At 34.1% G+C, this 19,557-nt stretch carries 17 protein-coding genes; 1 reads left to right on the forward strand and 16 read right to left on the reverse strand.

The genetic code is table 11. The features are described 5' to 3' along the window. Position 1: 1 nt before the first annotated feature. Together moaD and moaC are read right to left on the reverse strand one after the other, a co-directional pair. Entirely contained in the window at positions 2–247 is a 246-nt protein-coding gene (gene moaD / locus BQ5209_RS01775; RefSeq protein ID WP_085246861.1) for a molybdopterin synthase sulfur carrier subunit, read from the reverse strand. Between the two features lie 10 nt (positions 248–257). Next, the gene (gene moaC, locus BQ5209_RS01780) at positions 258–743 is read right to left on the reverse strand and encodes a cyclic pyranopterin monophosphate synthase MoaC (protein WP_085246862.1); all 486 of its coding nucleotides are present in this window, start codon (positions 741–743) and stop codon (positions 258–260) included. A 216-nt stretch (positions 744–959) separates the two neighbouring features. Here moaC and priA point away from each other — a divergent pair, with 216 nt between their 5' ends. Next, complete coding sequence (priA, locus tag BQ5209_RS01785; protein ID WP_085246941.1) at positions 960–3,128, forward strand: primosomal protein N'; 2,169 nt, start codon at positions 960–962, stop codon at positions 3,126–3,128. 43 nt (positions 3,129–3,171) lie between these two features. Here the strand turns inward: priA and BQ5209_RS01790 are convergent, their stop codons facing one another. The 14 genes from BQ5209_RS01790 to BQ5209_RS01855 all read right to left on the reverse strand — a co-directional run bounded on the left by BQ5209_RS01790 (position 3,172) and on the right by BQ5209_RS01855 (position 19,529). Next, complete coding sequence (locus tag BQ5209_RS01790; RefSeq protein WP_085246863.1) at positions 3,172–3,483, reverse strand: ComEA family DNA-binding protein; 312 nt, start codon at positions 3,481–3,483, stop codon at positions 3,172–3,174. A gap of 153 nt (positions 3,484–3,636) precedes the next feature. Then, positions 3,637–5,496, reverse strand: coding sequence for a SurA N-terminal domain-containing protein (locus BQ5209_RS01795; RefSeq protein ID WP_085246864.1), 1,860 nt, complete (start codon positions 5,494–5,496; stop codon positions 3,637–3,639). A 132-nt stretch (positions 5,497–5,628) separates the two neighbouring features. Beyond that, positions 5,629–8,064 carry an endopeptidase La gene (gene lon / locus BQ5209_RS01800; RefSeq protein ID WP_085246865.1) on the reverse strand — a complete coding sequence of 812 codons (2,436 nt, stop codon included), beginning with the start codon at positions 8,062–8,064 and terminating at the stop codon, positions 5,629–5,631. A 199-nt stretch (positions 8,065–8,263) separates the two neighbouring features. Further along, the gene (gene clpX / locus BQ5209_RS01805) at positions 8,264–9,535 is read right to left on the reverse strand and encodes an ATP-dependent protease ATP-binding subunit ClpX (RefSeq protein ID WP_085246866.1); all 1,272 of its coding nucleotides are present in this window, start codon (positions 9,533–9,535) and stop codon (positions 8,264–8,266) included. A gap of 10 nt (positions 9,536–9,545) precedes the next feature. Next, entirely contained in the window at positions 9,546–10,148 is a 603-nt protein-coding gene (gene clpP, locus BQ5209_RS01810; protein WP_085246867.1) for an ATP-dependent Clp endopeptidase proteolytic subunit ClpP, read from the reverse strand. 93 nt (positions 10,149–10,241) lie between these two features. Beyond that, complete coding sequence (gene tig / locus BQ5209_RS01815) at positions 10,242–11,543, reverse strand: trigger factor (protein WP_085246868.1); 1,302 nt, start codon at positions 11,541–11,543, stop codon at positions 10,242–10,244. A 107-nt stretch (positions 11,544–11,650) separates the two neighbouring features. Continuing rightward, positions 11,651–12,679, reverse strand: coding sequence for a UDP-3-O-(3-hydroxymyristoyl)glucosamine N-acyltransferase (gene lpxD, locus BQ5209_RS01820; RefSeq protein ID WP_085246869.1), 1,029 nt, complete (start codon positions 12,677–12,679; stop codon positions 11,651–11,653). 2 nt (positions 12,680–12,681) lie between these two features. Continuing rightward, the gene (locus BQ5209_RS01825; protein ID WP_167370295.1) at positions 12,682–13,167 is read right to left on the reverse strand and encodes an OmpH/Skp family outer membrane protein; all 486 of its coding nucleotides are present in this window, start codon (positions 13,165–13,167) and stop codon (positions 12,682–12,684) included. Between the two features lie 34 nt (positions 13,168–13,201). After that, positions 13,202–15,625: an outer membrane protein assembly factor BamA gene (gene bamA / locus BQ5209_RS01830; RefSeq protein ID WP_085246871.1), complete on the reverse strand. Its 2,424-nt coding sequence runs from the start codon at positions 15,623–15,625 to the stop codon at positions 13,202–13,204. A gap of 25 nt (positions 15,626–15,650) precedes the next feature. Further along, a complete protein-coding gene (gene rseP, locus BQ5209_RS01835; RefSeq protein WP_167370296.1) occupies positions 15,651–16,970 on the reverse strand; it encodes an RIP metalloprotease RseP in 1,320 nt (439 codons plus the stop codon). 13 nt (positions 16,971–16,983) lie between these two features. After that, on the reverse strand, positions 16,984–17,826 hold the full coding sequence (locus BQ5209_RS01840; protein WP_085246873.1) for a phosphatidate cytidylyltransferase: 843 nt from the start codon (positions 17,824–17,826) through the stop codon (positions 16,984–16,986). Continuing rightward, entirely contained in the window at positions 17,820–18,551 is a 732-nt protein-coding gene (gene uppS, locus BQ5209_RS01845) for an undecaprenyl pyrophosphate synthase (protein ID WP_085246874.1), read from the reverse strand. The genes BQ5209_RS01840 and uppS overlap by 7 nt, the downstream gene beginning before the upstream one ends. 52 nt (positions 18,552–18,603) lie before the next feature. Continuing rightward, a complete protein-coding gene (gene crp / locus BQ5209_RS01850) occupies positions 18,604–19,233 on the reverse strand; it encodes a cAMP-activated global transcriptional regulator CRP (RefSeq protein ID WP_065585730.1) in 630 nt (209 codons plus the stop codon). Between the two features lie 89 nt (positions 19,234–19,322). Beyond that, the gene (locus tag BQ5209_RS01855; RefSeq protein WP_085246875.1) at positions 19,323–19,529 is read right to left on the reverse strand and encodes a YheU family protein; all 207 of its coding nucleotides are present in this window, start codon (positions 19,527–19,529) and stop codon (positions 19,323–19,325) included. Positions 19,530–19,557: the final 28 nt, after the last annotated feature.

Genomic DNA, 19,557 nt, shown 5'->3' on the forward strand with positions numbered 1-19,557 from the left:
ATTACCCGCCTGTGACAGGAGGAAAGAATGCAATTTCATCACCGTCTTGAATAATATAATTAAGTTCAACCAATGTTTGGTTAACTGCGCATAAAACATTATTTTCCTTAAATGCTAACAACCACTTTTCCCCTCGTTCGCTTAACTGATCAATTAGGTGAGATACTGAAAGTTGCTTAGCATCTAACATAATATACTCACTTCCCACTAATTCTCGAATTTGAGCAAAAAAAATAATTTTATTCATCTTATCTCTATTAAACTTTCTTGGCTATAAAATTGCCCGACTTACCACCACTCTTGGTTAACAACCTTACTTGAGTAATCACCATATCTTTTTGCACTGCCTTGCACATGTCATAGATAGTTAAGGCTGCAACCGATGCAGCAACCATTGCTTCCATTTCAACACCTGTTTGCCCGTTTAAACGACAAAATGATTGAATTCGAACACAATTTTTTATTCTATCTGCTTCTATGTTAATCTCAATTTTACTTAAAAAAAGTGGATGACAAAGTGGAATAAGCTCCCAAGTTTTCTTAGCTGCTTGAATCCCTGCAATTCTTGCAGTTGCAAAAACATCACCTTTATGATGTTTACCTTCAATAATCATATTCAGTGTTTCAGAATTCATTAAGACCAATGACTCAGCGCTTGCTTCTCGCGTTGTTATCTGTTTATCTGAAACATCAACCATATGAGCATCACCATGCTGATTAATATGCGAAAATGATTTTTGCATCCTTAAATCCTCAACAATTTATAAATCATCAACTATAGCCAAGATAGCAAATTTTACCAATAGTTACCACTTTCGATTTTATTCTAATTAAGTGATACATACCGATGAGTAAACAAAATATTCTAGTAATAATAAATGGCATCTCATAGCTTTTGCGGGTTAAGTAAAAACTGCGTACAATATAGTTTTACATTCATTATTATTTGTGATTTTTTAATGCTTATCGCTCATATAGCCTTACCAGTACCACTTTACCAACTATTTGATTATAGCTTAACAAGACCGGCTCAAATTGGAATGCGGGTCAAAGTTCCTTTTGGCAAACGTGAGTCAATAGGAATTATTGTTAGCATTGATGATAAAACTAAGTTTGATATCAAAAACTTAAAAACAATTACGACAATTATTGATAAAGAACCAGTTTTTACGCCCTCTATTTGGAAGTTACTAAACTGGGCTGCCGACTATTACCATTATCCTATCGGTGAGGTTCTATTTCATGCTATGCCTATTTTACTAAGGCAAGGGCGTCAGGCAACCAAAGAAGAAACCAAACAATGGCAATTAACCAAGTTAGGAACACATATTGATTTGGAATCACTATCACGAGCTCCAAAACAAAAATTATTACTCTCATCATTTAGAAATAATACTATTTCTGACACTAGCGTAAGTAATACCGTCTATCACGAATTACAGAAAAAACAACTTATAGAGCAAGTCACCTATCAACCAAATGCGGTTCAATGGCAAACAAACTTTTCGACTAACTCTAGTTCAATTCAGTTAAATAAAGAGCAAAACTATGCTATAGAAGCCGTCAATAAACAAAATCACCAATTTGAGGTATTTTTGCTGGAGGGCGTCACTGGCTCAGGTAAAACAGAAGTTTATCTAAATATATTATCTAATATTTTAGCTGCTGGTAAGCAAGCATTAGTACTAGTTCCTGAAATTGGTTTAACACCACAAACAATTAAACGTTTTAAACAACGCTTTAATGCACCAATAGATATTTTACACTCAGGATTAACTGATAAAGAAAGACTCGCTGTTTGGCTAAAAAGTAAAAATGGAGAAAATGCTATTGTTGTTGGCACTCGCTCATCACTTTTTACTCCATTTAAAGACTTAGGCGTAATTATTATCGATGAAGAACATGATAGTTCTTATAAACAACAAGAAGGATGGCGATATCATGCTCGCGATTTAGCGATTATTCGAGCTAAATTTAACAATATTCCAATCATTTTAGGATCTGCAACACCATCGCTTGAAACACTCAATAATGCACAAAACCACAAGTACCACTTATTACAGTTAACCGAAAGAGCGGGTAATGCAACACTAGCAAAACAGTCGATTTTGGATTTGCGTGGGTTAGTACTTACTGCGGGTCTATCCCAGCCATTAATTGAGCAAATAAAAAAACATTTATCTAATAATAATCAGGTAATGTTATTTTTAAATCGCAGAGGGTTTTCACCATTATTAATATGCCATGATTGTGGTTGGATTGCTGAATGCCCTCGTTGCGATCGACCTTATACATTTCATCAAAAACAACAAAAATTGATTTGCCACTATTGTGATACACCTAGAATAATTCCAAAACAATGCCCAAAATGTGGTTCCACCCATTTAATACCGATTGGATTTGGGACAGAACAACTTGAACAACAGCTTGAGATTCTTTTTCCTAAGATCAAAATTAGTCGTATTGATCGCGATACAGTGAGTAAAAAAAACGCATTAGATAACTATCTAAAAAATATCCAACAAGGAGGTGCGCACATTTTAGTTGGTACACAAATTTTAGCCAAGGGGCATCACTTTCCCGATGTGACTTTGGTTGGAATTGTTGATGTTGATGGAGCTTTATTTTCAAGTGACTTTCGCGCTACTGAGAGATTTGCTCAAATTTATACTCAAGTATCAGGAAGAGCAGGTCGTGAAGCAAAGGCAGGTCAAGTTATTTTACAAACGTATCATCCAGATCATCCTTTACTCAACATTTTACTCACTGAAGGCTACCCAAAATTTGCTAAACAGGCTCTTCAAGAACGGCAACAAACACAATTACCACCATTTAGTTATCAAGCATTGATTCGTGCTGCAGATCGTAATAATCATCATGCTCCAGCATTTTTACATCATATTCATGATTGGTTAAAGGCCCATTGTGATCATGCATTATGGCAACTTGGACCAATACCTGCCAGTCAACCAAAGAAAGCGGGGTATCATCGTTGGCAATTACTTCTTCAACATACAAATAGGCAACAGTTACAGCAAATATTAGATCAACTATTAACGGTAATGAGTAAATGGAGTGAAACGTCAAAAGTAAGATGGAGTATTGATGTCGATCCAATTGATAATTAAATTGATATGATTTCCACCAATATTAATTGGTGGAAATCATAAATTATAATATTATTTTTCCAGCATTTTTATCTAATGTTGCCTGTCCAATACCTGCCACTTCTTTTAACTGCTCAACTGAAACAAAAGGTCCTAATTTTTCTCGATATTCAATAATCTTCTGGGCTTTGCTCATTCCAATCCCCGTTAATACTTTGGTTAATTCTTCTGCTGTTGCAGTATTGATATTGACTTGAACAATTTGTTTTTGTTCCTGTTTAACTGATCCTGACGTTGCAGAAACCGAATCAGCAAAACTCATGTTTGAAACAATAAAACTTGATAACAAAATACATAATAGTGAAAATAGTTTCATATGATTAACCTCTAAAAATAGTTACGCAAGTAAGTTTGCTTTATAACTATCTCACCTAATCAAATAAAAAAATTTCATTAATTATAAAAATGAGAAAAGCCACCTAGGTGGCTTTCCTTACTTTCAATGATTACTACTATTTTGGAAGTTAAATCACAAATTGGAATCAGGCATAATTTCAATCTTAGCCTTAGAACGTATATCTGCAGCAAGATAGTAATGCGTATCATTAATAAATAAAGGTAATAATTCAGATGAAATATCGTTATATTCCTTTGGCGTAACTACCTTAGTTAATGCAATAATATAAGCGTTTTTATCATCTAAAAACTCTGCACCATAAACAGGCTTCCTTGATACTGAAGGAGTTAAATTAAAAACCATATTAACAACTTTTTGATCAAGTTCTGTTGAATTTCGATTCAAAGTATATTGTTTTGCAAACTGTACATTTTTAGCATTTCCAGTTTCATTTAATTGAGTCAATATATTAGCTATACTCGATTCAAATTGGCTTTGAGCCATTTCTGCAAAGAGCTTTTTATGGATTATATCTTTAACCTCATCAAATGGAGCTATTCCTTCAGGGCGATAATCCACTGTTTGTATGACAAAATCATACTTTCCATAATTTCTGTCTACGGGTATTAAATCCGAAATTTTGTCTGTTGCTTTTCCATCAACTATCATTTCTTCACTAAAAATTACATCTCTCACTTCTGGATGAGAAGCAATTGAAAACTTATCATTGAAAGATATCCAATCAGAATTAATCACTTCAAGTCCAACTTTATCAGCAAGATCTTCAATATTCTTAGGAGAATCACTTAATGCAGTTTTAATTTTATTCTCTTCACTTTCAAGAGCTCGTTGTATTTTTTGTTTAGTGAGTTTTGAATCAATTTGATACTTAGCATAATCAAAATCCATAACCTTTTCAGGTTGAATTCCATCTAATTTTATTATTACATAACCACCTTCAACGGCAATTGGCGATGAAATTTTCCCTACTTTTTTCAATTTAGCATCTTTAAAAACTTGAGGTAAAGTGTCATCGTCAGCAAACCAACCTAATGAGCCATTTTTTCCATATGGAGAAATATCATTATTTTGATTAACAGTTTTAACAATATTTTCATAATCAGCCCCAGAAGATAATTCTTTGACAATCTCATTAGCTTGTTCTTTATCATTAACAAAAATTACACTATAAGCTTTCTTAGCTGGATATGAATAAGCTTTAATATTTTTATCATATTCATTTCTCACCTCGTCCTCAGTAACATGAACTGTTTTTGCTATCTTATCTTGAGAAGCCACAATATATTTAACTTTTGCTCGCTCATTTTTGAAAAATTCGTTTAAGTGCTCATTATAATATTTTTGTTCGTCTTCTAATGTTATATTTGCTTCATCAATATCACTTATCGAGGTATTAATCGAAGCAACATATAGGCTTCTAGTTTGATTTTTAAGTGAAGATATTTCTGAATCAATTGGCAAAACAAAACTGCTATTTGTTAGAGCATTAACCGTCTGTTGTTGCTGCAATACCGTTCTTATAATTTCAGCATAACTATCTGGAGTAAAATTATTTTCAGCAAGAAGGTTTAAGTATGTCTGATTATCAAATTTACCATTTTTAAAAAATTCTCTTTGCTTTTTAATAAATTTTTTAATCTGATCATTACTAATAACTACACCAATCTTTTTTGAAAATTTATAAGCTAAATAATTATCAATTTGGTAAGACAATACGCCCCGACGTAGCTGTTTAATAAAAGAGCTATCACCTCCAGCATTAGCAATTACCGTTCTAGCTTGGGCTTCAAATTCAGCTCGACTGATACCGTCACCATCAACTTTTGCGATGTATTGCTGTTGATCACGAGCGCTATTACCACCGGCAAAACCTAAAAATCCAACGCCAGTGAAAATAAAGCATAAAATAATTATTGCTAAGATACTTTTAACAACAATATTATTTGCCGCTGTTCGAATTGTTTCCATCATTTCTTGCCATTCTCCATATACCTAATGTTGAATCTCGAAAGTATAGCATATTTAACCAAATTGGCTATTGCCAGAATGTTAAGCCTAAAAAAAAGATCAACTGAAAGTTGATCTTTTCTTAAATTAAAAATATTAATTTAATCTGGCTGAACTTCCTGCTCTACTTTTTAATTTCTTAACATCCTTTTTAACATGTTGTTTTAATGCTACTTTTTTATCTATTGGTTCTATACCAAATGGATTATTCTGCAGTGCAATGGTTAACACTTCATCAATCCATTTGACTGGATGTATATCAATTTCAGCTTTCACATTCTCGGGAATTTCTTCCAAATCTTTAACATTATCTATTGGAATCAATACTGTTTTAATTCCACCTCGATGAGCTGCTAGTAACTTCTCTTTTAATCCGCCAATAGGTAAAACTTCTCCACGTAAGGTTATTTCACCTGTCATTGCAACATCTGAACGGACAGGATTACCCGTTAATGTTGAAATTAGTGAAGTACACATTGCAATACCAGCACTTGGTCCATCTTTCGGCGTTGCGCCATCAGGTACATGCACATGAATATCACGTTTTTCATAAAAATCAGTATTAATACCCAATTTTTCTGCACGAGATCGCACAACGGTTAATGCTGTTTGGATTGACTCTTGCATAACATCACCCAATGAACCAGTATAAGTTAATTTTCCTTTGCCTAGTACACTTACTGATTCAATAGTAAGTAAGTCTCCACCTACTTCTGTCCAAGCCAGACCAATAACCTGTCCTATTCGGTTTTCATTATCTGCTTTACCATAATCAAAACGCTGTATTCCCAAGAAATCTTTTAAGTTATCTTGTGTCACGGCTACTTTCTTTAATTTGCTATCTAACGCTAATCGTTTTACAACTTTACGGCAGATCTTTGCAATTTCTCTTTCTAGGCTTCGAACGCCAGCTTCCCGAGTATAATAACGAATAATACCGATAATAGCAGAATCATCAATACTAATTTCTTTTGATTTTAAACCGTTATTTTCTAACTGTTTAGTAATCAAATGTTGCTTAGCTATATTCAATTTTTCGTCTTCTGTATAACCAGAAAGACGAATAACTTCCATTCTATCCAATAATGGTGCAGGAATATTCATAGAGTTAGCAGTTGCAACAAACATCACATCAGACAAATCGTAATCAACTTCTAAATAATGATCACTAAAGGCATTATTTTGCTCTGGATCCAGTACTTCTAATAGTGCTGACGCAGGATCACCACGCATGTCAGATGCCATCTTATCAATTTCATCTAATAAGAATAATGGGTTTTTAACGCCTACTTTTGCCATACGCTGAATCAATTTGCCCGGCATTGAGCCAATATAAGTACGTCTATGCCCACGAATCTCAGCCTCATCTCGCACACCACCTAGAGCCATACGAATATACTGGCGTCCTGTTGCTTTAGCTATCGATTGACCTAGCGACGTTTTACCCACACCAGGAGGCCCAACCAAACATAAAATAGGACCTTTAACTTTATTAACACGGTCTTGAACTGCCAAATATTCTAAAATTCTATCTTTTACACGTTCAAGTCCATAATGGTCTTTATCTAAAACTTTTTGCGCACCTTCAATATCCTTTTTAACCTTACTACGCTTATACCAAGGAACTTGAATCATCCAATCAATATAACTTCGGACAACTGTCGCTTCAGCTGACATTGCTTGCATCATTTTTAATTTGTTAAGTTCAGCTAATGCTTTGTCCATAGCCTCTTTTGGCATTTTAGCTTTAATAATTTTTTCTTTTAACTCTTCATATTCATCAGGTTTATTGTCTATATCCCCTAACTCTTTATGAATAGCTTTAATTTGCTCGTTGAGATAATACTCTTTTTGAGCCTTTTCCATTTGCTGTTTAACACGTTGTCGAATATTTTTTTCAACTTGTAATAAATCAATTTCTGATTCCATCAATGAAATAAGTAATTCAAAACGTTTTACAAGGTTAGCTGTTACTAAAATCTCTTGTTTTTGTTCAACTTTTAAAAATAGAGTAGCGGCAATTGAATCAGCTAAACGTGACGGATCTTTAAGTAAGCGAATAGAATCAACAACTTCCTGACTTACTTTTTTGTTAAGCTTTGAGTATTCATCAAAGTTAGATAAAGTTAAGCGAATCATTGCTTCACTTATATCTGTGGCCTTTTTTACTTCGCTTAATGGTTTTACCTCTGCAATAAAAAATTCATTGCTTTCGTGCTCAACCTCATCAATCATTTTAGCCCTTTCAACACCTTCAACGAGTACCTTTACTGTTCCATCCGGTAATTGAAGTAACTGTAAAACATTAGCTATGGTACCGACTTGATATAAATCATCTATAGCTGGATCATCTTGTGAAGGATTTTTTTGGGTTACAAGAAAGACTTGCTTATCCATTTCCATTGCACTTTCTAGGCAACGTATTGATTTACTTCGACCAACAAAGAGAGGGATTACCATATGAGGAAATACAACAACATCACGTAATGGTAAAATAGGCATAATCATGTGTTTAGTTCGTTTTATTTTCATTTTATTCTCTTTCATAGTACAAACCCATTGGATCAATATTGGGATAATTTTTAGATATTCAAGCCTATCTTCTTTGTTTTAAACATGCACTGCTTGTGACATATCTTGACAGTATTTGACAACTTTACTTTAAAATTAACTTGGTATTATAGTATTGTTATAGTTCTTGCCATCATATTTATGATAGCAAGCTTGTATTTTAAGCAGAAAGTTCATCATCACAATGTACTAATTTCGGCGGTAGAGAGCTTTCAACAGTTTCTTTTTCTACAATTACTTGTTTGATAGTCTTCATTGATGGTAAATCGTACATTGTATCTAATAATATATTTTCAACAATTGAACGTAAACCACGCGCTCCTGTTTTGCGTTGCATTGCTTTTATAGCAATAGCATCTAAGGCTTCTTTGGTAAACTCAAGTTTAACCCCATCTAACTCAATCAAAGTTTGAAATTGCTTAGTTAAAGCATTTTTAGGCTCTGTTAGAATATTAATTAAGGCATTTTTATCCAATTCAGATAAGGTACTAATAACGGGTAATCTTCCAATAAACTCGGGAATTAAACCAAATTTAACTAAATCTTCAGCCTCAATTTGTGTTAATAATTCTGATTCAGATAATCTATTTTTAGTACTTTTTACATCAGCACCAAAACCTATTCCTGAATTAGTTGACACTCGATTTTCGATGACTTTATCCAAACCACTAAATGCACCACCACAAATAAACAAAATCTTTGAAGTATCAACTTGTAAAAATTCCTGCTGCGGGTGCTTACGCCCACCTTTTGGCGGAACAGAAGCAATAGTACCCTCAATAATTTTCAATAAAGCCTGTTGAACCCCTTCGCCGGATACATCTCGAGTAATAGAAGGATTATCCGATTTTCGTGAAATTTTATCAATTTCATCAACGTAAATAATGCCTCGCTGAGCTTTTTCAACATCATAATCACAATTCTGCAATAATTTTTGAATAATATTCTCTACATCTTCACCAACATAACCAGCTTCAGTTAGAGTTGTTGCATCTGCTATTGCAAAAGGCACATCTAAAAAACGAGCTAATGTTTCCGCTAATAACGTTTTACCACTACCTGTTGGTCCTATGAGCAAAATATTACTTTTGCCTAATTCAACATCACTGCGACGAGCATAATTGCGCAATCGTTTGTAATGATTATACACAGCGACAGATAAAACTTTTTTTGCGCGTTCTTGACCAATTACATAATCATCAAGATGCTGTTTAATTTCATGTGGTGTTGGCAATGGTTGATTGATAAACTCTTCATGAGAAAGAAAACTTTTTGTCTCTTCTTTTAGAATATCATTGCATAATCCTATGCATTCGTTGCAAATATAAATAGATGATGGCCCAGCAATGAGTTTACGAACTTCATGCTCACTTTTTCCACAAAAAGTACAATAGAGTAATTTTTCAGAACTTTCTTTATTCACTTTTATCACCTACCTAATATTAAGATCGTTTACTATATATGGCATCGACTAAACCATATTCAACTGCTTTTTCGGCAGACATAAAATTATCACGATCGGTATCTTTTTCAATTACACTTATATCTTGACCTGTATGCATTGCTAAAATGTTATTTAAACGATGTTTTACTTGTAAAATCTCTTGTGCATGTATTTGAATATCTGAAGCCTGTCCTTGGAAACCACCTAATGGTTGGTGAATCATGACACGCGCATTTGGTAGGCAATAACGTTTACCTTTAGCGCCAGCAGTTAAAAGTAATGACCCCATTGAGCATGCCTGACCTAAACAAATAGTACTGACATCTGGTTTTATAAATTGCATTGTGTCATAAATAGCCATACCAGCTGTCACAACCCCACCGGGTGAATTAATATATAAATAGATATCTTTATCAGGATTTTCAGCTTCTAGAAATAACATTTGAGCGATAATAAGATTTGCCATATTATCTTCAACTTGTCCAGTCAAAAATATAACTCGTTCTTTTAATAATCGTGAGTAAATATCGTAAGCTCGCTCACCACGAGAACTTTGCTCAACAACCATTGGAATAACACCCATACTTGATTCTAAAGGCATTTTTATCTCCTAATTAAACAAAACAGCCCAAACAGATAATCCTTATTTGGGCTTTAAAGTGATCTTGTTAGATTAAATGAAAAAACTAATAGACTAAGCTAGTTGTTGATTCATTAGTTCAGAAAACGAAAAATTCTTTTCTGTTACTTTGGCACTAGCCAATAATAGATCAACAACTTGATCTTCTAATGCTACCGCTCGAATATTCTCCATGGCTTTTTTATCTTTGCGATAATATTCTAAAACTTCTTTTGGATCTTCATATGCAGTTGCAATTTCATCAATTAATGCTTGAACACGCGCTTCATCCGCAGTTAGTTTATTACTTTCAATAATTTGACTAAATAATAAACCAGTAGCCACTCGTTTTTTTGCCTCGGCTTCAAATAGTTCTTTAGGTAACTCCATACCTGGTTTTACATTACCACCAAAACGAGATAAAGCTTGCTTACGTAATACATCAACTTCGCGGTCAATTAATGCCACAGGTATATCAATTTCATTATTTTTAACTAAACCGTCAATAGCTTGTGTTTTGACTTTGTTACGAATTGTTGTATTGAGCTCTCTAGTCATGTTCTTACGAACTTCAGCTCGTAGGCTTTCAACAGTACCATCAACAATACCAAAGCGTTTAATCACATCTTCTGTAAGCTCTGGTAATTCAAGCTCTTCAACTTTTTTAAGTGTTGCTGTAAATATAGCTGGTTTACCTTTTAAATTTTCAGCATGATAATCTTCTGGGAAAGTCACATTAATATCAAATTGATCACCTACTTGATGACCAATAATTGCATCTTCAAAACCAGGAATCATACGACCTTGACCTAATACCAATACAAAGTCATCAGCCTTTCCACCTTCGAATTCGGCACCATCAACTTGACCAACAAAATCCAAAGTAACGCGATATTGCTCTTTAGCTGCTTGTTTGACTTCTTTCCATGCACCTTGTTGTTTGCGTAAAGTTTCAATCATTGTATCAATATCAGCATCTACAACTTCTGCAACGGGTTTTTCAACTTCAATTTTATCTAAATTTTCAACGTTGATTTCTGGGTAAACTTCAAATTCAACAGTAAAGGTATAGTCCTGACCATCTTTATATTCTTGTGGAGTATAAGTTGGGGCTCCTGCTGGATTTAATTTTTCTTGAATAATTGCTTCAATAAAATTTCGTTGCATTAAATCGCTTAATGCGTCGTGTAAAATAGAAGCTCCATAACGTTGTTCAACAATCTTTAAAGGTACTTTTCCTTTACGAAAACCATCAATACGTACTTTTTTTGCTGTATTAATTAGTTCTTTATCAACCGCTTTTTTGATGTCTTCTGATTTAATTGTAATTGATAAACGTCGACCTAAACCTTGTGTTGTTTCTACCGAAACTTGCATCTTTATACCTCGAAATTATTGAATGTTATCTACTCTTAATTATATAAAAACGATAACTGAGCTAAAAAAATTTAAAAATAGGCATGCATTATACCGACCGTAATTGTCTACGTCGAGACATTTAATAGTTTCTTCTCAAGCGTTTTTAAGCGTTTATTCATTCCATCAATATGTAAAACTAACGAAGCTGTTTTCCGCCATACTTTATTTTCTTGCAATGGAATACCTGATGAATAAACACCCGGCTGCGTAATTGGGCGCATCACCATGCCCATACCTGTTATGGTGACTTGATCACATATTTCCATATGCCCATTAATGACACTTGCTCCACCAATTAAGCAGTGGCGACCAATAGTTAAACTTCCGGCCATAATAACACCACCAGCAACCGCTGTATGATCTCCGATAATATCGTTATGAGCTATTTGGCATTGATTATCAATAATCACACCATTACCTATAACAGTATCGTCTAACGCACCACGATCGATTGTTGTTGAGGCGCCAATTTCAACATTATTACCAATAACAACACGACCTAATTGAGGAATCTTAATCCATTTTCCTTTATCATTTGCATAACCAAATCCATCAGCACCAATCACAGTTCCTGATTGAACTAAGCAATTTTCACCAATAACGCAATTATGATAAACTGAAACATTTGCCCATAATTTTGTACCGGCGCCTATTGTAGTATTTTTGCCAATAAAACAACCAGCACCAATAATACAATTATCACCTAATACAACACCACTTTCGATAACTGCGTTAGCACCAATGGAAATATTGCTACCTAGCTGAGCAGTTTCATCAATTACTGCTGTCGGTGCGATATCTTTTGCTGGCATTGGCGTAGTATCAAGAATTTGCGCTAATTTTGCGTATGCAAGATAAGGATTTTTTACAATAAGAGCAGCACCACTCCAATGTTCAAGGCTCTCTTCAGTCATCACGACAGCAGAAGCTTTACACGCTAATAAATTACTTTGTAATTTTTTATCAGACAAAAAAGTAATTTGCCCAAATACCGCACTTTTCATCGATGCTATACCTGTGATAGTTAAATCACCATCACCATGTAACTTAGCATCAAGTTGCGCAGCTAGTTGCTCTAAACGAAAAGCAGACATTATTATTTAACCTTTTCCAATACTTTATCAGAAATATCAACCGCATCTGACGCTGATAACGTCGCTTCGGCTTTTAAGATAATATCGTATTTTTCTGTTGCAACGATATCTTTGACAGCTTCTTGGATTTTAGTTAATAATTTTCCAGCTTCTTCAGTTTCACGTTTACGATAATCCGCAGAAAACGCCTTCGCTTTATTTTCAAAATCAGAAATTGTCTTATTTAATTTGGTTTTTTCAGAAGAAGATAGGGTTAAACCATCTTTTTTTAGACGAGCTGCAGCTTCGCCTGCCTTCTTTTCTTCTGCTTGTAATGATTTGGCTCTCGCTTCAAATTCACTATCCAATGCTTTACCAACTGATTCGCGTTGTGGCATACGTTGTAATACGGACATAACATCAACAACACCAATTTTAACTTCAGCATTTGCAAAACCTGCAAAAAACAATGCTATACTAACAACAAGAACAGATATAATTTTTTTCACTTTAATCACCTATGTTTTTATTTATAACATGAAATTACCATGTAGAGCCTATATTAAATTGAAACTGTTGCGATGAGTCACCATCATATTTCTTAAACGGTTGCGCATAAGAAAAGACCAAAGGACCCAACGGGGACATCCACTGTACAGCAATACCTGCAGACATTCTAATATCCGATGGAGAACTATAATCAGGGATATCATGCCCTTTTAAGCCCCACTCAGTATCCCATACAGTACCTGCATCAAAAAATAGCGATGTTCTAATATTATCGGCGTATTTTTCGCTAGCAAATGGAGTTGGAACAATCAGCTCTGTACTGGCAAAAGCGATGGCGTTACCACCTACAGCATCTTTTGATTTTGTGCATCCGAGTGTATTATCTAAACTATCACAAACACCACTTTTATTAAGGTATATCGCTTTAGGACCAACAGTATTTGATTTAAAGCCGCGTAATACTGACGCCCCACCAGCATAGAAGTTTTCGTAAAATGGTAACTCTTTACCACCGAAACCACCACCATAGCCAAATCGAGCTCGAGTTAAGACGACCCAATTATGATCATTGTCAATTGGGTAATAATAAGATGCATCTGAAACTAGTTTATAGAAACGATTATCAAACACTGGCACAGTGACTTTAGCACTAGCAGTCATTTTTAAACCATCAGTTGGGAAGAACCCACGATCTAAAGAGTTATATGTCCAATAAGCATTTAACAATAAGTCATTGGTATCGAAAGAAATAGAATTTCTATTCTGCACATTTTCGCCCATGGATTTAAAATAACGCCACATGCCATATTGCGCTTGCATATCTGATAGCTTATGATTAGCATATTCAGTACCAAAGCGAACAAAATTATTTTCACTAATAGGAAAACCTAAATTCGCTGATGCACCCCAGGTTTTACTTGAGTATTCTGACTCATCATCTTTATTGTCATTTTTATAGGTATTATAATAAATGCTACCACCGAGGCTTACACCATCCACCGTAAAATAAGGATCAACGATAGAAATAGACGCAGTCTTATCAGTATCAGTAGTATTAATATCAAATGAGACACTATTACCTGTGCCTAACCAGTTATCTTGAGAAATACCAGCATTGAAACTAAGACCACTGTCAGATCCGATACCGATACCAAATTTGATACTACCTGTATTACGTTCAACAACCTTATAAATAATATCAACTTGATCATCTACGCCTGACACGCGTTCTGTATTGGTTTCAACTGTATCAAAAAAGCCAAGCCGATTTAAACGTTCTTTCCCCAATTCGACTAATCCATTACTTAACCAAGCTCCTTCCATTTGTCGAAGTTCACGACGAATTACGCTTTCACTTGTTACGGTATTGCCTACAATTTTAATATTGCGAACATAAAAACGCTCACCTACATCAACAAGAACAACTAATTTAACTGTATGTGCTGCATCATCCATTTCTGGTTGAATTGAAACCCTCGGGTATGCATAACCAAAATTAGCAAGTAAACGTTTAATATCATCTTCAATTTCAGTAATTTTTTTACCATTATAGAGATCACCAACTGTTACTTTTTCATTAGCAATTTTTGCAATCGCCTCTTTGTGCCCTGCAAAATTACCCATAAATTCAAGTTGAGATAACTTATACTGCTCACCTTCATGAATATTAATTGTTACGTAAATCCCTTTTTTGTCTGGGGTTAAACTGACTTGCGTTGACTCAATATTAAAACGAGCATAACCCCGATTTAAATAAAAACTTTGCAATTCATCTAAATCTGAAGATAATTTTTGTTTTTGATATTTGCGATCGCCAAACATGCTCCACCAAGGCACTTCATCACGCAAAGTAAAACGCGAAATAAGTTCTTCTGATGAAAAAGCTTTAGCTCCTACAATATTGATCTGATCAATTAATGCAGATTTACCCTCAGCAACAACTATTTTTAAATCAACGCGATTACGAGATAGAGGAGTTACAACAGCTTTAATTTGAGCATTATATTTACCAACACTGTAGTAAAAATCTTCTAAGCCCTTTTCTATAGCTGAAAGCATAGTACGATCTAACGCCTCACCCTCACGAATACCAGAGCTATCCAAATTTTTCTTTAGCATGTCATCTTTAACAGACTTATTACCAGAAAAAGTTATATTAGCTATAGTGGGGCGTTCTTGCACATGCACAATTAATATATCACCATCACGAGAAACCGTAATATTATCAAAGTTGCCGCTAGCGTAAAGTGATTTGATAATGTGACCTAAATCAGCTTCATTCACATAGTCACCAATTTGGATTGGCATTTCGAGTAATGCAGCTCCCGCTGTCACACGTTGCAAACCTTCAAATTTAATATCTTTTACCACAAAATCATCAACACAAAATGCATTGGAACTATATACCGCTGTAGTACTAAACAGCAAAGATGCTATAAGTAATTTATTTATTTTCATCGTAAATATTTATAACCTCATCCCATTACAATCGTAAAATATCATTAAATAGCGCAATTCCCATTATTATCATTAATAAAACAAACCCAACACGGAAAAAAAACTGTTGTGTCTTATCAGATAAGGCTTTTCCTCTTATCTTTTCAAATAATAAAATGACAAGATGTCCACCATCTAATATCGGTAATGGGACAAGATTGATAACCCCCAAACTTATACTAATAAAGGCTAGAAAATATAAGTAAAAGGTAAAACCATAACTTACTGTTTGCCCTGCGCTTTTTGCTATTGTTATTGGTCCAGATAAATGTTTTAAACCAATAACACCAGTTACTAACTGATAAAGAGAGCGAACAGTTAACTGTGTCGTTAATGCTGTTTGTGCTATACCTTTACCAAATCCTTCTATAAAACCGTAATACTTAATTGTTGCATTAGATGTAGGGTATAAACCTGCAACACCTTCACCATTTTTTTGAACAGTTGGCTTAAGTTTTAGATAAACATCTTTATTTTCTCTTTTAATTTTTAATATCATTGGCTCTGCTTTTTTAATTTCAGCAGAAAAATCATTCCAATTTGTGTAAGACTTATTATTATAACAGATGATTTCATCACCTACTTGCAATCCAGCTTCTTCAGCAGCCGATTTTGGTACAATCTTACTAACAATAGGATAAATTTCTAGCGCTTTAGGAACAAGACCAAATGCAGTAATAGCTGATTCATTTTCAATATCAAAATGCCAGTGATTAATATCAACAATTTTTTCTACTTCTTGTGTACTATTATTACCATTTGAATCTAAATATGATAAAGATAAGTGAGTTTTTCCCATAATCGATATCAACGCTAAATTTACATCATTCCAACTTTCAACTCTGATATTATTGATTTTTTTTAACTCTACATCAGCAGGAATATTTATCGTAGAAGCAGGTGTATTGGGTATGGTTTCTTTCACTTTTATGGGATAAACCATCACCCCATTCAAAGAAATAATCCAATAAATAATCGTAGCCAACACAAAATTAGCAAATGGACCAGCAAAAATAATTGCAGCTCGTTGCCAAATCTTCTTTCTATCAAATGCAAATTTTTCATTATCGCTAGATAGCGTGGTTACTCGACCGTCGAGCATTTTTACATAACCACCAAGAGGAATCATTGCAATTACCAATTCGGTTCCACTTGAAAGTTTATGTGACCATAATTTTTTACCAAAACCAATCGCAAAACATTCAACACGCACTCTACATAGACGGGCAACAAAAAAATGACCCGATTCATGTACAATGACTAATATACTAATAGTAATGATAAATAACAACAGCGACAAAAACAAAATCTATAGCCTTTTACAACAAATGAAAATAGAATGCTACAAAAACTGGAACTGCAGCAGTTAAACTATCAATGCGATCTAAAATACCACCATGCCCAGGAATTAAGTGACCACTGTCTTTAATACCGGCTTCACGCTTAAACATACTTTCAGTTAAGTCCCCTAAAACTGAAACTAAAATTGCTAACAAAGAGCTAATAAAAAATGCGCTAAATTCAATTTTGAATAAATTGAACAAGTAAACAGTTACACTAATTGCAATTGACACACTAACACCACCAATAAACCCTTCAACGGTTTTACCTGGTGAGACTTTAGCTGCTAATTTTCGTTTACCAAATGATCGCCCTGCAAAATAAGCTCCTGTATCTGTCGCCCATACTAACACAAAGATATAAAGCAACCAAATTGCACCAGTATAAGAATTAGAATTATAGTTAATTGATCTTAATTCAATCATACTAATAAAAAATGGCACTATGGTAAAAAAAGCAAATAACAACTTTATAAAAATTGAATGACACCAATATTTAGTTGTCGCTGGATAGCTAAGAACTAAAAACAAAGCAATAATCCACCATATAATTGATAAAAATAAAATAGCGCTATATAGTTTTATTTCGAATATAACTAAATTTGGACTCAAATACAGTATGCTTAATAAAAGAACACTGGAAAGAGTAAAAATTAACTTTGGAGTTTTTTTAGTAATACAGAGAAACTGAGCCCACTCCCATGCCGCTAATCCACAAACTAAAATAATAATTGAAGAAAATAGAGACAATGGAACCAAAAAAAGAACCACTATCACAAGTGGAATAAGCACAATTGCAGCAAGTATACGATGGATTAACATGATTGTTCCTTATTATCAATTCCGCCAAAGCGTCGTTCTCTGGCATTAAATGCATTGATGGCTTCATCAAATAAGCGTTGGTTAAAATCAGGCCATAAGGTATCAGTAAAGTAAAGTTCAGAATATGCAATTTGCCATAACAAAAAATTACTGATGCGATATTCACCACCAGTACGAATAACTAAATCAACCTCTGGAAATTCCCCCATACTCATAGTTGAAGCAAAATGATCTTCCGTCACTTCATCTAACGTGATTTCACCTTTTGTAACTTGCATAGCTATTTTTTTTGCTGATTGCAAAATATCCCAACGCCCTCCATAATTGGCTGCAATATTCAGTACTAGACCAGAATTACTTCTAGTTAAATTTTGCGCATAAATAATCCTATTTTGCAAATGATCACTAAAACGCGAAATATCACCAATAATATTTAAGCGAACATTATTTTTATGCAAACTATTTATCTCTCGATTTAATGCATAAATAAAAAGAGAAATTAAAGCAGAGACCTCATTGGGCGGGCGCTTCCAGTTCTCACTACTAAAAGCATATAAAGTAAGCACTTTTACCTTTAAGTTTGCCGCATAAGTCACAATTTTTCGCGCAGTTTTTAAACCCGCGCGATGCCCCATAGCACGCAACTGATTACGTTGCTGAGCCCAGCGACCATTTCCATCCATAATTATAGCCACATGACTTGGAATACATCTTTCTTGAGTCATGTAATATCTCGTATTGTATCAATCATTGCATTAATAATATTATTTTGACCAATTAACGTGTACCATAAACAACAATGGTTTTACCATGAGCTGAAATCAAATGCTGGTCTTCAAGCATTTTTAAAATTCTACCAACTGTTTCACGGGAACAACCAACAATTTGGCCTATTTCTTGACGTGTAATTTTGATTTGCATCCCATCAGGATGTGTCATTGCATCGGGCTGTTTAGCTAGGTTTAAAAGAGTTTGAGCAATACGTCCAGCAACATCTAAGAAAGCTAAATTACTGACTTTTTCAGATGTTACTTGTAATCTACTTGCCATTTGGCTTGCAAGATGCATTAAAATATCTGGATTAACTTGAACAAGTTGTTTAAATTTTTTGTATGAAATTTCAGCAACCTCACAACTTGTTTTAGCTTTAACCCAAGCACTTCGCTCGGTACCTTCTTCAAAAAGACCTAATTCACCCAAAAATTGATTTTGATTTAAATAAGATAAAATCATTTCATTACCTTCATCATCCTTAATCAATACAGCTACAGAACCTTTTAGAATATAATAGAGAGTTTCTGCTTTTTCTCCTTGATGTATCAGGGTACTCTTAGCTGGATACTTATGAATATGGCAATGAGATAAAAACCATTCTAACGTTGTATCCGATTGTTGCTTACCAATCATTACGCCTACCTCTCCATTTAATTTACAACTAAGACACTATAACAAAGTTACACAATAAATCATATAGTAACCAACAATCATTTTAGCCATTATTTAATTAGTTTAATATCCATTGTTTCATGTAATTCGGACCAAAAGATTGTTGCTGTCCCATTTGCTAATTGAAGCTTTACATCATCAACCTTTTCTTGTAGTGATTTCTCTTGTAAACCGTAGTCAGTGCCTTCACGTAATACAAAATATTCAATTAGGTTATTTAATGTTTGTGGATCAAGGTCTTGCCAAGGAATAATCATATTTTATAAGGGTGAATTAAAAATTGTG

Source organism: Gilliamella mensalis (assembly GCF_900103085.1).
Classification (GTDB): Bacteria; Pseudomonadota; Gammaproteobacteria; order Enterobacterales; family Orbaceae; genus Gilliamella; species Gilliamella mensalis.

Coding starts and splice junctions, on each gene's coding strand:
- moaD (WP_085246861.1), bottom strand. CDS start 247: ATGAATAAAATTATTTTTTTTGCTCAAATTCGAGAATTAGTGGGAAGT.
- moaC (WP_085246862.1), bottom strand. CDS start 743: ATGCAAAAATCATTTTCGCATATTAATCAGCATGGTGATGCTCATATG.
- priA (WP_085246941.1), top strand. CDS start 960: ATGCTTATCGCTCATATAGCCTTACCAGTACCACTTTACCAACTATTT.
- BQ5209_RS01790 (WP_085246863.1), bottom strand. CDS start 3,483: ATGAAACTATTTTCACTATTATGTATTTTGTTATCAAGTTTTATTGTT.
- BQ5209_RS01795 (WP_085246864.1), bottom strand. CDS start 5,496: ATGATGGAAACAATTCGAACAGCGGCAAATAATATTGTTGTTAAAAGT.
- lon (WP_085246865.1), bottom strand. CDS start 8,064: ATGAAAATAAAACGAACTAAACACATGATTATGCCTATTTTACCATTA.
- clpP (WP_085246867.1), bottom strand. CDS start 10,148: ATGCCTTTAGAATCAAGTATGGGTGTTATTCCAATGGTTGTTGAGCAA.
- tig (WP_085246868.1), bottom strand. CDS start 11,543: ATGCAAGTTTCGGTAGAAACAACACAAGGTTTAGGTCGACGTTTATCA.
- lpxD (WP_085246869.1), bottom strand. CDS start 12,679: ATGTCTGCTTTTCGTTTAGAGCAACTAGCTGCGCAACTTGATGCTAAG.
- bamA (WP_085246871.1), bottom strand. CDS start 15,625: ATGAAAATAAATAAATTACTTATAGCATCTTTGCTGTTTAGTACTACA.
- BQ5209_RS01840 (WP_085246873.1), bottom strand. CDS start 17,826: ATGTTAATCCATCGTATACTTGCTGCAATTGTGCTTATTCCACTTGTG.
- uppS (WP_085246874.1), bottom strand. CDS start 18,551: ATGACTCAAGAAAGATGTATTCCAAGTCATGTGGCTATAATTATGGAT.
- crp (WP_065585730.1), bottom strand. CDS start 19,233: ATGATTGGTAAGCAACAATCGGATACAACGTTAGAATGGTTTTTATCT.
- BQ5209_RS01855 (WP_085246875.1), bottom strand. CDS start 19,529: ATGATTATTCCTTGGCAAGACCTTGATCCACAAACATTAAATAACCTA.